We start from the raw sequence: 14,234 nt of genomic DNA on the forward strand, positions 1-14,234 counted from the left end.
TAGAAGTTGACGGAAAATGGGCTTTCCCGGGACGGGGATGCGGCGTGTTTTGCGGTGTCGGTGCCTTCGCCGACGTGATAGAATTTTTCTATGGCCGATAATGCCGAAGACGTGCGGAACCAGGCTATTCAACTGCTGGAAGGCCGACCTTGATCGATAAGCTCGAACTGCTGCTGGCGCTGGCCAAGGAGCGTCATTTCGGCCGGGCGGCGGAGGCGTGCGGGGTCACCCAGCCGACGATGTCGACCAGCATCAAGCAGCTCGAGGAGATCCTCGGGGTGATGCTGGTGCAGCGTGGTTCCCGGTTCCAGGGTTTCACGCCGGAGGGGGAGCGCACGCTGGATTGGGCGCGCCGGATCGTCGGCGACTTCCGGGCGATGCGTCAGGAGATCAACGGCCTCAAGGACAAGCTCTCCGGTGAAATACGGCTTGCGGCGGTTCCGACCGTGCTCGGCATGGTGGCCTCGCTGACCACCCCGTTCCGCGCCCGTCATCCGGAGGTCCGGTTCCGCATCATGTCGTGCACGTCGGCCGACGTGCTCGGCCTCTTGGAGAATCTCGAGGTCGATGCCGGGCTGACCTATATCGAGAACGAGCCGATCGGCCGTGTCCGCACCATCCCGCTCTACAACGAGAGCTACCGGTTGCTGACGGCGCCGGACAGCATGTTCGGCGATCGCGACCAGGTGACCTGGCAGGAGGTCGGACAGGTGCCGCTGTGCCTCCTGACCCCGGACATGCAGAACCGCCGCATCATCGACCGCGCGCTGCGCGCGGCGGGCAACGAGGTGACGCCGACGCTCACCTCGAATTCGCTGCTGGTGCTCTACACCCATGTGAAGACCGGCCGCTGGGCCAGCGTGATGCCCGCCAAGCTGGCCGAGACGTTGGGGCTCGCCGACAAGGTGCGCTCGATCCCGATCGTCGATCCCGTGATCAACTACCAGATCGGCCTCGTTATCCCGCAGCGCGATCCAATGACGCCGCTGATCGCAGCCCTGGTGCAGGTCGCCCGCGAGGTCGCGCCGAGCCTGCAGGCGTGAGGGGTGTTGGCGCACGCTGACGGCGCTGGTCGGCTTGTCGCCTCGGATGCCCTGGGTCACAGCTGGCCGATCCGGTCTCGATCACGGCCGGCACGTGGTCCGCAGCTCGTAATGCGTCGCCTGCTTATTGTAGCGACTGAGCAGGTTCTGCGCGGCCAGCGGCACGACGGCCGTTTCATGCGCCGGCCCGGCGAAGCGAACGATCGCGTCCCGATCAGCGAAGGTCATGATCGTCATGAATTCGACCTCGGCCTCGAGCGGCTTGAGCAATAGCTCGATGCCCAGAAATCCGTCGAGCTTCCGATTCACGATGCCCGGAAAGATGGTCGCGCGGAGGAGGTCCTCATAGGCATCTGCATTCGCCGGGCTGGTCCAGCCGCGCCAAACACGCTTCAGCATCTGATCGTCCCTCAGGTGATGTCGTCACCCGAGCTATCGCATGGTGGCCGCGCCCGGGACTTGGTGAAAATTGCGCTGCCGGCGGGCCTGGTGTGCGCGCGCGGCGCGCGGCCACGCCCAGGCGGGTCACAGTCGCCCGGAGGCATGTCGGATCAAGAGCCCGCGAACGTCTCCCGCATCACCGCCGCCTCCGGCCGGGTCACCGGGACCTGCGCCCGCAGGCGTCGCTTGCGTCCTCGCCATTCACGCCGGTCAGAGGGGGCGTGACATCCGATCTCCGGCGCGTCGTCCAGGCAAGCCGTGACCGCCCGCTGCGCGGAGCACGACAACCGCTCGGCATCACGCCGCGACCGAGATGCTCGCCGTGGCCTTGTAGGCATCGCGGGGCAGGGTGACGCGGACCACGGTGCCGGACTCGATCCGCGAGCGCAGCCGCATCGAGCCGCCATGCAGCTGGGTCAGAGAGCGGGCGATGGCGAGGCCCAGGCCGGAGCCGTGATAGGTCTTGGTCATCTGGCTCTCGACCTGCTCGAACGGGCGGCCGAGCCGCGCCAGCGACTGCGCGGGAATGCCGATGCCGGTATCGGCGATGATGAGCACGACCTTGTCGTCGAACACGCGGCTGCGCATCGTGACCCGGCCGCCTTCGGGCGTGAACTTGACCGCGTTGGACAGCAGATTGACCATGATCTGCTTGGTGGCCCGGCGGTCGGCGACGATCGGGATGTTGCCCTCGATGTCGGCGTCGAGCACCAGGCGCTTGTCCTGCGCGCGGCCGGAGACGACGCGCAGCGACTCTGCCAGGGTCTTGGCGAGGTCGAGCGGCTCCATGTCGAGCTTCATGCGGCCGGCCTCGATCTTGGACATGTCGAGGATGTCGTTGATGACCTCGAGCAGATACTGACCCGACGTCAGTATGTCGTGGCAGTATTCCTGGTACTTCTCCGAGCCGAGCGAGCCGAACATGCCGCTGCCCATGATCTCGGAGAAGCCGATGATGGCGTTGAGCGGCGTGCGCAGCTCGTGGCTCATATTGGCGAGGAATTTCGACTTGGTCTGGTTGGCTTCCTCGGCGCGGGTCTTTTCCTGAGAGTACTTCTCGGCGAGGTCGGCGAGCTCGATCGCCTGGCGCTCCAGCGCGCTCTGTGACCGCTGCAGGTCGATGACGGTGGCGCGCAGGCGCAGGTCATTGTCGACGAGCTTCTGCTCGTGCTCCTTGATGCGGGTGATGTCGGTGCCGACCGACACGTAGCCGCCGTCCTTGGTGCGGCGCTCGCTGATATGCAGCCAGCTGCCATCGTCGAGCTGTGCCTCGAAGGTGCGCGCGCCCGGGGATTGCTGGCTGTGGTCGTGCAGCCGGGTGCGGATCTCCGGCATTTTGCCAACCTCGATGACGGTCTCGTAGGAGGTGCCGGGGATGACGGCGGAGTCCGGCAGCTTGTGCAGCTTCTGGAAGTGCGAGTTGCACAGCACGAGGCGGTTGTTGGCGTCCCACAGCACAAAGGCTTCGGAGATGGTCTCGATCGCGTCGCGCAGCCTGAGATCGGCCTCGACGGTCTTCTCGGCGAGGCTCTTCTGCTCGGTGATGTCGACCGCGATGCCGATCAGGTGAAGGCCGGAAGCCGTGGTGCCCTGGCTGAGCTCACAGCGCACGCGGAGCCAGATCCAGTGACCCTCGGTGTGACGCATCCGGAAGCTCTGGTCGATCTGGTGGATGTCGCCGGCGACCAGCTGGTCGGCGATCGCGAACAGGTCGATGTCGTCTGAGTTCACCAGCGCATTGACCTCGCCGAAGGTGAGGAGGTCGGTGCGGTTGTCGAGGCCGAGCATCTCGAACATCGAGTTCGACCAGAAAATCCGGCCGCGCGACAGGTCCCAGTCCCACAGGCCGCAGCGGCCGCGGTTGAGCGCGGTGTCGATCCGTCCGCGCACGGCGTCGTTGATGAGGTCGCCCTCGCGAGCGCGGGTCGACTGCCAGTGGAAGGCGAAGCCGAGGATCAGCACGACGAAGCCGGTGGTGGCGGACAGCGTGACCGACAGCGCGGCGTCCGATCCCCAGATCGGCTCCAGCTTCTCCTGGATGATGACGACGCGGCCGGGCAGGGCCTTGATCAGCTGTGAGATCGCAAATGCCGGCCGGCCGTTCGGCAGCGTGATCTCGGTGACCGCGCCCTGCAGCCCCGGCGTCGCCAGCAGTTGGGCCGTCGAGATCAGGTCGAGGATGCGGTCGTTCTCGCCGAGCGCGGCATCGACCGGCACGCGGGCCAGGATGCGGTGGTCGGCGCCGGTGACGATCACGTGGCGGCCGGGCGCGGCGCCCCAGGCGGGAATCATATCCGGCAGCAGGCTCTGCAGGTGCTCGATATGGGCAACCCGGTCCGGACGCATCGCCAGATGGCCGATGCGGTCCGCGAGCAGGTCGGAGACCGCGGTGAGGTCGCGCTTGGTCGCGGCGCGCTTCTGCCGGCTCTGGTCGAGCACCTGGACGAAGGCGCCGAGGCAGATGGTGACAAGAAAGGCGATGATCAAAGTAGGGACAGCACGACGCAATACCGGCTCAGCAGTCAGCAGCCTTTGATAGGCCGGTTTCGCGATCGATTGCGCCAACCCCTTGATGGAATCAGAAGATTGGACGCACGCGTTCGCGGCATGCGCACGCGCCATGCTGTAGACCCCCGAGACTTCCTGGATACCCGAATTTCGAAAGAGCCCCAGCCGCTTCCGAATCAAGTCAATTTGAATCCAGATTTGTCGGGCTGTCGAGAGTCAACGATTTGGCAAAAGCTAATAAATCTTATCCAATGCGGATTTGCCATGGCAAAAAGCCGGCGGAGCGAGTCCGAAGCGGGAACGGAGCGTGACGTTTAGACTTTAGCCGTGTGGCGGCTCGGCGTGGCTGATGACGCGCTTGACGCTCGGGAACGCGCGCCGCAGCCCGCGCTCGATGTGATCGACATTGTCGTGCACCTTCAGCACGCTCATGGACGGCGCGGCGCGGCAGTGAAAGTTGACGATCTCGCCGGCTTCGGTGTTGCGGACGCGGACATTGTGCACGTCGTACATGTCGGTCTCGGCCGCGAAGCGCTGCAAGGCTGCTGCGATCTGCGCAACAAACTCGGGCGGTGAGTCGACGCCGAACGGTAATTCCGGCTCCAGCGGTTCGATATGCGTGTCGACCTCGACGTCGGCGCCGAACTCCTCGCGGATGCTGCGCTCCAGCTCGTGCGCGATCGCATGCGCCGCGACCAGGGTCATGTCGCCGTCGACCTCGAGGTCGATGGCCACGATCAGCCGTCCGCCAACGTCGTGGACGGTGACGTGATGGATGGCGAGGCCGGAATTGCGCGCGATCACCATGATGCGCTCGCGCACGCTCTCATTGCTCAGCGCGACCGGCACGGTCGTGAAGGTCACGTCCGCACCGGCGAGGCTGGCATCGACGGCGGCCTGCGCGTCGCGCTTGATGTCATGAACGCGGTCGATCGGGTAGGTGCGCGGCACCTGCACCGTGGCATCGACGAAATGCGTCGCGCCGACGAGGCGGACGCGCAGCCGCTCGACGTCGACGACGCCGGCCACGGACCGGATCGCGGCGCGCGCCTTCTCGGCCGCCCCGTCCGGCGCGCGGTCGAGCAGGGTTTCCACGGTGGAGCGCGCCAGCCGCAGGCCGAGCACCGAGATCATCAGCGCCACCGCGATGGCCGCGGCGGAATCGCCCCACCAGAATCCGAGCGCCGTCAGCACAAGACCGGCGATCACGGCGACCGAGCCCAGCACGTCCGAGGCGAAATGCAGCGCATCCGCCGCCAGCGCCTGGCTGTGCGTCTCGTGAGCCGCCCGATGCAGCGCGCGGGCGCGCCAGAAGTTGACGGCGATGTCGATGAGCAGAACCAGGAATGGAACGGCCGAGAGCGTCGGCGGCGGCGCCGCCTCGCGCAAGCGGCTGACCGATTCGACCAGCACGCCGCCGGCAAGCACGTAGAGCAGGGCGATCACGCCGAGTGCCGACAGGCTCTCCAGTTTGCCATGGCCATAATGATGTTCGTCATCGGCGGGCCGGTCCGATACCCGAACGACCATCCAGGTGATGACGGTCGCGACGACGTCTACCGCGCTGTGCAACGCCTCCGAGACCAGCGCGAGGCTGCCGATCAGGACGCCGACGACGAACTTCGCCGCGGCCATGCTGGCGCTCGCCGCGATCGAAATCGCAGCGACGCGGACCTTTCCGGAATCGACATGGGAGACGGCGTCGTTCATGGGCGCGGATTTAGCAGCCGATGCCCCGCCGTGAAAGCCGGCATCGCGCGCCGAAACCGTGTTTGCCGTGCACTGTTTTGATTGCGTCTAAATATCAGGCCGTTCGGCTCACAAGGTCACCACGATCTTGCCGAGATGCTTGTTCTCTTCCATGCGGGCGAATGCCCGGCCGATGTCGTCGAACGCGAAGACGCTGTCGATCGGAAGCCGCAATGTCCGGGATTCCACGGAGCCCCAGATGTCGCGCTTCACCTCGGCGAAGATCTCGCGGATCTCCGCGATCGAGCGCGTGCGGAAGGTGACGCCGACATAGGTGATGCGGCGGGCTGCGTGGAGATCGAAATTGAAGTCGGCATGGGTGCCGCCGAGGCGACCGACATTGACGATGCGTCCGAGCACCTTGGTCGCGGCGAGGTTCTGGTTGGCGACACTGCCGGACACCTGGTCGACGATCAGATCGACGCCCTCGCCGGCGGTGGCTTCGCGCACCTGATCGACCCAGGCGGGGTCGCTGGAATCGATCGCGAGATCGGCGCCGAATTCCGTCAGACGCGCGCGGCGCGTCGCATCGGTGGAGGAGCCGATCACGAGCGAGGCCCCCTTGAGCTTCGCGATCTGCATCGCCATCAGTCCGACGCCGGAGCTCGCGCCCTGGATCAGCACCCGCTGGCCCGGCTGCAACGCGCCATTGGTGACGACGGCGTTGTGCATGGTGGTGAGTGCGATCGGCAGCGTTGCGGCCTCGTCGAAATTCATGTTCGACGGCGCGTGGAACAGCCGGCCATGATCGGCGAGGGTGTATTCGGCGAAGGCGGCGGCGCCCGATCCCATCACCTTGTCGCCGACCTTCAGGCCCTTGGCGTCGGGGCCGAGCTCGGCGACCTCGCCGGCCCATTCCATGCCGAGCACGGTGCCGACGCCGCCGGCGGCGCCGTGCGCATGTCCTTTGGTCATGCCGAGGTCGGCGCGATTGAGGCCGCAGGCGCGCACGCGCACCAACACCTGGGTGCCCGTCGGCGTGGGCTTGGCGACATCGGTGATCGCGGCGCCCTGGGCGCCGTAGACATAGGCTTTCATCACGGAATCCTGTCGGGTCAAACGGAGCGGGGCTTGCGGCCGCTCTCGGCCACGCACCGCCTAGCAGGCGGCGCGTTGCTTCGACAAGACTCCGGTGAGGACGACGCGGTTCCGTTGATCCGCCGGACGGATCAGGCGGCGACCGGGGCTGCGGCCTCGTCGAAGGCGGACGACACGTCGCGCATGCTGATGACGCCCGCCAGCGCGAAATCGTCGATCACGGGCAGGTGGCGGATGTGGTGCACGTTCATGAGGTGGCGCACATGCTCGAGCGTGTCGGTCGTGCTGCAGGAGATCAGCCGCTGCGGCGAGATCAGCTGCGAGACCTTCAAGTTGACGCCGGCGGCGCCATGCTCGGCGATGGCGCGGACGACGTCGCGTTCGGTGAACATGCCTGCGGCAGTGTTGCCCTCGGTACGGACGACGTCCTTGACGACGAGGGCGCTCACATTGCCGGCCCGCATCAGCTGCGCCGCGACGCCGACGGTTTCGTTCATTCGCACCGTAATCACGCGCGCTGTCTTGTTGCGCAGGATGTCTCCGACTTTCATGGCAACCCTCCCGTTTGATCTAATGAACGGGTGAAGTCTGGTATACGTTATGCCAGAAGTCAATCGCCGTGATGGATTTTTATGCGAGCGGTCGGCGGATGCGTCAGTCCTGCTGCCAGATCAGCAGGTTGAGAACGGTAAAGCTGCCCTGTGGTGGCATCTGGCATGCGAGCGCAGCCTAAACAAAAAGGAGAGGCGCATGCATGCGCCTCTCTCCCCCTGTCCTGGGATCTGCTCGTCGTGAGAGGCTAGGCCGTCCGTGCATCCTGCGCGGCAGGGGTCGTCGCGGTCGCCTCCTTGCCGAGAATGAAGGCGCGGCGCAGCGGCTTGATGACGAACAGCGCCATCAATGCCGCGGTGGCATTCAGCGCGACACCGATCACGAACACGGCCTGCCAGCCATACTTGGCCGAGACGAGGCTCGCGAGCGGGACCAGCAGCGACGCGGTGCCCTTCGCCGTGTACAGCATGCCGTTATTGGTGGTCGCGTATTTGCTGCCGAACGTATCGCCCGAGGTCGCCGGGAACAGGCTGTAGATCTCGCCGAACACGCCGAAATACACCGCCGTCGCGAGCACGAAGACGAGCGGGATGTGCCCGTAGGTCGACAAGGTCAGCAGCATCAGCGCGGCGGTGCCGAAGGCGATGAACATCGTGTGCTCGCGCCCGATATTGTCCGAGACCCAGCCGAACAGCGGACGACCGAAGCCGTCGAAGATCCGATCGAGCGAGATTGCGAAGGTCAGCGCCGCCATCTGGAAGCCGGCGAGAGACACCGGCTCATTGGCGATGCCGAAATCCTTGGCGATCGGCGCGATCTGAGCGGCGGTCATCAGGCCGCCGGACGCGACCATCACGAACACCAGATACATGATCCAGAAGATCGGCGCGCGCAGCACCTGCGGCGGCGTGTAGTCGATCTTGGTCTGTGGCAGATTGAGCTGCTTCTTGCGCGCCGGCGCGGCATGGCTCGGCGGTCGCAGGAACAAGGCGAGGACGAACACGATCAGGCCCTGGCCGATGCCGAAGGTGAAGAACGCGCTCTGATAGCCGCTCGCGGCGATCATGCTGGCAATCGGCACCACGGTCAGCGCGGCGCCCGCGCCGAAGCCGGCGGCGGTCGCACCGGCCGCAAGACCACGGCGATCGGGAAACCATTTCAGCGCATTGCCGACGCAGGTGCCGTACACCGCGCCGGCGCCGATGCCGCCGACAACCGCGGCCGCGTAGAGCAGGGTGAGCGAGTCGGCATAAGAGTTGAGCACCCAGGCCAGCGCGATCATGACGCCGCCGAACATAATGACGATTCGCGGGCCGTATTTGTCGACGAACCAGGCCTCGACCGGCACCAGCCAGGTCTCGGTGACGACGAAGATCGTGAAGGCCAGCTGGATCGCGGTGCGACCCCAATGGTACTTCGCATCGATCGGATCGACGAACAACGTCCAGCCATATTGCAGGTTGGCGATCATCGCCATGCAGACGATGCCCATCGCAAGCTGGATCCACCGGAAGCCGCTGGAGTGCGGCGGGGCGGGCGGTGACGCCTCTGTGCTGGAAACCATGAATCCTCCCAAACCGCGCTCTCTTCGAGGTCGCCGCCGCAGGCAGCGTGCGCCTCATCTGCGCGTCGTGACATTCTGGTATAATATATTCCAGCCTGCAATATGGCGCATGCCAGAGGCTTGGCGATGTTGCCCTGCAACCAAGTCGGGTCAGGCGGCCAAGCAAAGGAAAACGCTCGGCAAAATGCCGAGCGTTCGCTGTATTGAATCGTTCCAGTTTATTTTTCGCTGCAGTGCGAAGGCGGTCAGGACAGCATCGACTTCTCGACCACCACCTTGCGCCAGGGCTTGAGCACCGCGATCGCGAGCAGCGAGGCCAGGATGTTGGCGCCGGCCGCGATCATGAACACCTGGTCCCAACTGCCCGAGGACTGCTGCATGTAGTTGGCGATCGGCACCAGCAGCGCCGCCGTGCCCTTGGCGGTGTAGAGCAGGCCGGCATTGGTGGTCGCGAACTTGGTGCCGAACGTGTCGGTGCAGGTCGAGGGGAACAGCGAGTAGATCTCGCCCCAGGCGAAGAACACGAAGCCCGACAGGATCACGAACCAGATCGGATCGTGGCCCAGCATATACAGTGCCCAGATGCCGATGCCTTCCATGCCGAAGGCGATGAACATCGTGTTCTCGCGGCCGATCATGTCGGAGATCCAGCCGAAGAACGGACGCGTCAAGCCGTTCAGCACGCGGTCGATGGTCGCTGCGAAGGTCACCGCCGTCATGGTCATGCCGATCAGCGTCACCGGAATGTTGTCGACCTTCCAGTCGCCGGCGATCGGCTTGAGATTGGCCGTCACCATCAGGCCGCCGGCGCCCACGATGACGAACATGAAGTACATGAGCCAGAAGATCGGCTGGCGGATCACTTCGGTCGGATTGTAGTTGCGGCGGCTCTGCACCAGATTCGTGTTCTGGGCCACGGCCGGCACCTGGCCTTCCTTCGGCGCGAACAGGAAGAAGGCGAGGATGACGATGATGATGCCCTGGCCGAGGCCGAAATACAGGAAGGTGGTCTGGAAGCCGGAGTCGCGGATCATGGCCTGGATCGGCGCCACGGTCAGCGCCGAGCCGGCGCCGAAGCCGGCGGCGGTGATACCTGCGGCGAGGCCGCGCTTGTCCGGGAACCATTTCAGCGCATTGCCGACGCAGGTGCCGTAGACGCCGCCGGCGCCGATGCCGGCGATGATCATGCCGAGGTAATAGCCGTTGAGCGAGGTGGCGTAGGCGTTGATCATCCAGCCGATGGCGCAGAGCACGCCGCCGACGAGGACGACGATGCGCGGGCCATATTTGTCGACGAACCAGCCCTCGACCGGCACCAGCCAGGTTTCAAACAGCACGAACAGCGTGAAGGCCCACTGGATCGAGGCGCGATCCCACCCGAAAGTCTTGGCGATGTCGGGGACGAAGAAGGTCCAGCCATATTGGTAGTTGGCGATCATCACCATTGCGGCGACGCCGACGACGAGCTGTGTCCAGCGATAGGCGTCGCTTACTCTTGCTGTTGCGGGGGCCCCCGCGTGAGCCAAATCCGTCATGTGTCCTCCCAATGCGCTTTTGCTTTGTCTATGGCGCTGGACCCATCCTTGTATGCCTTATGCCAGCGCTCAAGCGGCTCAAGACCCGTCGCGCCACTATGTCGCATACCGGCGAACCCGCCGAGGTTGAATCGAACGCCTCCGGGAACCAGCAAAGCACAAAAAAATGGCCCCGGTAAATTACCGGAGCCATCAGTCGGGAGGTTACTTAAGTCGAACTAATCCGGCACTGCGGGCCGCAGTTGCCGGAACGGGCCATCACAGGCCGAAATAGGGCAGGTCGCCGTTGCGGTTGGCGGCGCGGGCGCTCGTCATCAGCACGCGGTCGAGGGCGGCGAGCAGGCGGCCGAACAGGGAGACGGGCTGGACGAGGGGAAGGGCGACGGTCTTGGCCATGGACTTTCTCCATCAGTGAGGCGGTAGGACGTTCTGACTGAGGAGAATTTACGTATACCAGATGCCAGATACAACGCGTCTTATTGCATGGCGGTATGAGAATTTTGCGCTGCAGCAGCAATGTTACAATTTGAAAATCCAATCGAAAGTGTTCCTCTCATACCGAAAGAGCCGCCCAATGCGCGGATCCCGGCGTGAAAACGGTAACAAGATACTTCAGTAGATTGTCCTGCGCCTGATCGCGCGGTCGAGCCCTGGCGCGGCAGCGGCGCTCGGTCCCCGCTAATGCTTCGGGCGCTCAGTTTGCAGGCGTAGCTGCTCAAGCTGGTGCTCCAACAAGGCTTCCACGGCGGCCCGCCCGGCAAGGTCCTGATCAATCAGGCTGAGATGGAGCTCAGCGCGCTGCGCAACACGCTCCCAGATCTTAGTGACGCGATCGAAGGGGGGATCGATCCGTCTAAGCATCAGCTCCGATTGGCAATCATCGATGTCTTGCGATGTGAACTCGCTGGAGCCGTCGGCCCAATGGTTCATCGTCAGGACCCAGTAGTCGACCAGGTCGGTGTCGGGCAAAAGCTGGAACCGCCTGCCGCGCGTCGTGTAGTTTTGGACCTTTTCGAGGCGTTCGTGCTTCAACAGAGCTTCCAGCTCGTCTCGCCGGTCAGTCACTATATGAATTCCTTAAAGCATAAAGCCGGTATGAATATGCAGACTGCCTACCTCGCTACCTTATCTGCGACAAAATGTCCACCCTAGATTGTGCTGTTTTGCCGCGCTCTCAGTCTTGCTCAGGGACATCATCAATCCCGGGAGAGCTATGCGAGCCAGTTCGCCTGACCGCAGCGAGCCGCCAACCCTGCATGGCCTTGTTCTGCATGAAACTTGCTGCGCCGGCGGCGACGGGACTAGCCTGAGGGCGAGAGCGGCGAAAGCCGCGGGCGGTCCGAGGAGATTCCCATGGCCATGCGGCGCAGTTGGCGCGCGGGCGCGCAGGACGCCGATCCGGCGGGCGCCTGGGCGGAGGGGCTCGCCAACGCGTTTGTGAGGCTCGATTTCGAAGGGCCGCGCGGGGCGCCTTTTGCCGGTGTGATCGATCAGGCGGATCTGGGCGACCTCAAGCTGTCGCGCGTTCGGGCGAGCGCCCATGGTGTCTGGCGGCGCGCCGAGCACGCGCGCAGCGCCCGAGCCGATCTGGTGTTTGTCAACCTGCAGGTGGCAGGCGTCGGCGTGACGGCCCAGGGCGGGCGCGAACGCAGGACCGCGCCGTTCGATCTGGCCGTCGCCGACACGCTCGCGCCGTTCGCGATCGCCCATCGCGAACCCTTCGAATTGATCTGCGCCGGTCTGCCGCGCGCGCTGGCACCGCCCGAACTGATGGCGCGCGGAGGCGTCGCCCTGTCGCGCACCCCGGCCGCGCGCGAGATCGCCAGATTGCTGCTGGGCTGCGCCGGCCTGGCGCTGAATCCGGCGAGCACGCCCACGGCTGCCGCGGCCGCCGCGCGTTGCTTTCTGGATTTACTCGCGTCCGCCGCCGACAGCCTCGATGAGGCCCCCGTGCGCGGACTGACGGCCGCGCATGTTCGCGACTATATCGGCCAGAACTTCCGCGATGCCACGCTGAGCGCCGCGCGCGCGGCGCGCGCCTTCGGCGTGTCGGAGCGCCACATTCAAAAACTCCTCGCGGGCGGCGGGGCGTCGTTCGGCGAGACGCTGGCCGGACTGCGTCTGGAGGCGGCGGCGCAGGCGCTTGCCGCCGGCGGCGGCTCGGTTGCGCAGATCGCCTATGAGTGTGGCTTCAGCGACCTCTCGACGTTCCACCGCGCCTTCAAGGCGCGGTTCGGCGAGACGCCGGCGGCGTATCGCGCCGCGCGGGTTCGCCTGCCGCCACTGGCCGTTCGCTCCACGCCATAGCCGCCGCGCGCCGGGGCGCTAGCTTGAGCCATTCCCGCTCAAGGAGGCGCCCATGGACTTCTCGCTTTCGCCCGCCCAGGCCGACCTGCGCGCCAAGGCGCGCGCTTTCGCAAAATCGCGGCTGTCGGAGGTGCCGGCGCTGCTGGCGAAGGAGTCGACTCCCGAGACGCGGTTTCGGGCCACCAGGCCGGTCTATGAGGACCTCGTGCGCGAGGGATTTCTGGCCCGGCTCGTGCCGGTGCCGTTCGGCGGCGGCGGAACGGGCGTCGTCGACATGGCCGTGGTGGCGGAGGAGTTTCACGCCGTCGATGTCAACGTCACGCTGACGATGCTCGCCAATCTTTTGGGGCTCACGCCCATCTTCATGGCCGGCACGCCCGAGCAGCACAGGCGTTGGATTGCGCCGTTCACATCGCAGAAGGGCGCGCCGCTCGCCGCGCTGTGCAACAGCGAACCCGGCGGCAGCGCCAATTTCGACGCGCCTGAGGGCACGCGCACGACAGCGGAGCTCGCCGACGGAGAATGGACCATCAATGGCCGCAAGCAATGGGTGTCGGCGGCGACGGGATGGGACGGGCGCGGCGCCGATGTCCTCACGGTGGTCGCGCGCACCCGGACGCCGGACGGCGGCACAGGCCTGACGCTGATCGGCATCGAGGGGCCGACCAGCGGCATCGTGCTGGAGCGGGCCCACGATTCTCTCGGCTTCAAGGGGCACCTGACCCCGCGTTTCCGATTCGAGAATGTGAAGGCGCCGGAATCCGCGACCATCGGCGCCATCGGCGGGGCGCGCGATTTGGTGGCGGGCAGCTTCATCGCCACGGCGGCGCTGGTCGGTGTGTTCGCGACGGCGGTCATGCGCGCCGCGTTCGCCTTCGCGTATGGATTCGCCGCGACCGAGACGCGCGGCGGCGCGCATCCGATCCTTGGCCACCAGGCGGTGGCTTTCGCGCTCGCCGACGCCAAAGGCAAATTGGAGGCCGCGCGCGCGCTGAGTTGGCGGGCGTGCTGGGCGGCCGACGCCAACCTGCCCGGCGCAGCCGAACTCGCATTGCATTCCAAGGTGTTCTGCTCGGAGATGGCCGTCGGTGTCATCGTCGATCTGATGCGGGTGGTCGGCATCGATTCCTACGATCACGAATTGCCGCTGGCCGGCTGGTTGCAGGACGCGATGGCGTTCCCGCTGTTCGACGGGGGCAACAATGGCGTGCGCCGGCGCCAATTGCAGGCCATCCTGTCCGCGCCGGACTATGACCCGCTGTCGACCGTCGGGTGATGGCGAACAACGAATGGCGGCCCCGCGTGGCCGAGCTTGTGAGGCGGCGGGGAGGGGGCGCGCCGATCGTTTCGGCGAGAGCGGTGATCCGTGATCTCTCGCAAGGAAGACGTCACGGGCCACGCACACGCACCGACATGACATCTGGCAGATTGGAAAGCCGGAAAATGTTTTGACGCGATACCACGCTGTCAAAGCGCTTGATGAGTATTATGCTGCGA

Annotated in this window: 12 protein-coding genes; 3 read left to right on the top strand and 9 right to left on the bottom strand. The window is 65.5% G+C overall.

Annotated features, from left to right (window positions below):
- Positions 1 to 149 precede the first annotated feature (149 nt).
- The gene (locus HL671_RS13195; protein ID WP_012043228.1) at positions 150 to 1,043 is read left to right on the top strand and encodes a LysR family transcriptional regulator; all 894 of its coding nucleotides are present in this window, start codon (positions 150 to 152) and stop codon (positions 1,041 to 1,043) included.
- Between the two features lie 81 nt (positions 1,044 to 1,124).
- On the opposite strand, the gene HL671_RS13200 is transcribed toward HL671_RS13195, so the two are convergent.
- From HL671_RS13200 to HL671_RS13240, 9 genes are all read right to left on the bottom strand, one after another.
- Positions 1,125 to 1,442 carry an antibiotic biosynthesis monooxygenase family protein gene (locus HL671_RS13200; RefSeq protein WP_172236619.1) on the bottom strand — a complete coding sequence of 106 codons (318 nt, stop codon included), beginning with the start codon at positions 1,440 to 1,442 and terminating at the stop codon, positions 1,125 to 1,127.
- Positions 1,443 to 1,781: 339 nt separating this feature from the next.
- Positions 1,782 to 4,106, bottom strand: coding sequence for a sensor histidine kinase (locus tag HL671_RS13205; RefSeq protein WP_172236620.1), 2,325 nt, complete (start codon positions 4,104 to 4,106; stop codon positions 1,782 to 1,784).
- A 207-nt stretch (positions 4,107 to 4,313) separates the two neighbouring features.
- Positions 4,314 to 5,702: a cation diffusion facilitator family transporter gene (locus HL671_RS13210; RefSeq protein ID WP_012043231.1), complete on the bottom strand. Its 1,389-nt coding sequence runs from the start codon at positions 5,700 to 5,702 to the stop codon at positions 4,314 to 4,316.
- Positions 5,703 to 5,810: 108 nt separating this feature from the next.
- Positions 5,811 to 6,779 (bottom strand): quinone oxidoreductase family protein, encoded by a 969-nt coding sequence (locus HL671_RS13215; RefSeq protein ID WP_172236621.1) that lies wholly within the window; start codon positions 6,777 to 6,779, stop codon positions 5,811 to 5,813.
- 131 nt (positions 6,780 to 6,910) lie between these two features.
- Positions 6,911 to 7,330: a CBS domain-containing protein gene (locus tag HL671_RS13220; RefSeq protein ID WP_012043233.1), complete on the bottom strand. Its 420-nt coding sequence runs from the start codon at positions 7,328 to 7,330 to the stop codon at positions 6,911 to 6,913.
- 248 nt (positions 7,331 to 7,578) lie between these two features.
- On the bottom strand, positions 7,579 to 8,895 hold the full coding sequence (oxlT, locus tag HL671_RS13225) for an oxalate/formate MFS antiporter (protein ID WP_172236622.1): 1,317 nt from the start codon (positions 8,893 to 8,895) through the stop codon (positions 7,579 to 7,581).
- 245 nt (positions 8,896 to 9,140) lie between these two features.
- Positions 9,141 to 10,430, bottom strand: a complete 1,290-nt coding sequence (gene oxlT / locus HL671_RS13230) for an oxalate/formate MFS antiporter (RefSeq protein WP_172236623.1) — start codon at positions 10,428 to 10,430, stop codon at positions 9,141 to 9,143.
- 258 nt (positions 10,431 to 10,688) lie between these two features.
- Positions 10,689 to 10,826, bottom strand: a complete 138-nt coding sequence (locus HL671_RS13235; RefSeq protein ID WP_012043236.1) for a hypothetical protein — start codon at positions 10,824 to 10,826, stop codon at positions 10,689 to 10,691.
- A gap of 282 nt (positions 10,827 to 11,108) precedes the next feature.
- A complete protein-coding gene (locus HL671_RS13240; RefSeq protein ID WP_244424421.1) occupies positions 11,109 to 11,462 on the bottom strand; it encodes a hypothetical protein in 354 nt (117 codons plus the stop codon).
- Positions 11,463 to 11,783: 321 nt separating this feature from the next.
- On the opposite strand from HL671_RS13240, the gene HL671_RS13245 reads away from it, so the two are divergent.
- Both HL671_RS13245 and HL671_RS13250 read left to right on the top strand, forming a co-directional pair.
- Positions 11,784 to 12,737 (top strand): helix-turn-helix domain-containing protein, encoded by a 954-nt coding sequence (locus tag HL671_RS13245; RefSeq protein ID WP_012043238.1) that lies wholly within the window; start codon positions 11,784 to 11,786, stop codon positions 12,735 to 12,737.
- Between the two features lie 52 nt (positions 12,738 to 12,789).
- Positions 12,790 to 14,013: an acyl-CoA dehydrogenase family protein gene (locus tag HL671_RS13250; protein WP_172236624.1), complete on the top strand. Its 1,224-nt coding sequence runs from the start codon at positions 12,790 to 12,792 to the stop codon at positions 14,011 to 14,013.
- Positions 14,014 to 14,234: the final 221 nt, after the last annotated feature.

The organism is Bradyrhizobium denitrificans (assembly GCF_013179005.1).
GTDB classification, from domain to species: Bacteria; Pseudomonadota; Alphaproteobacteria; order Rhizobiales; family Xanthobacteraceae; genus Bradyrhizobium; species Bradyrhizobium denitrificans.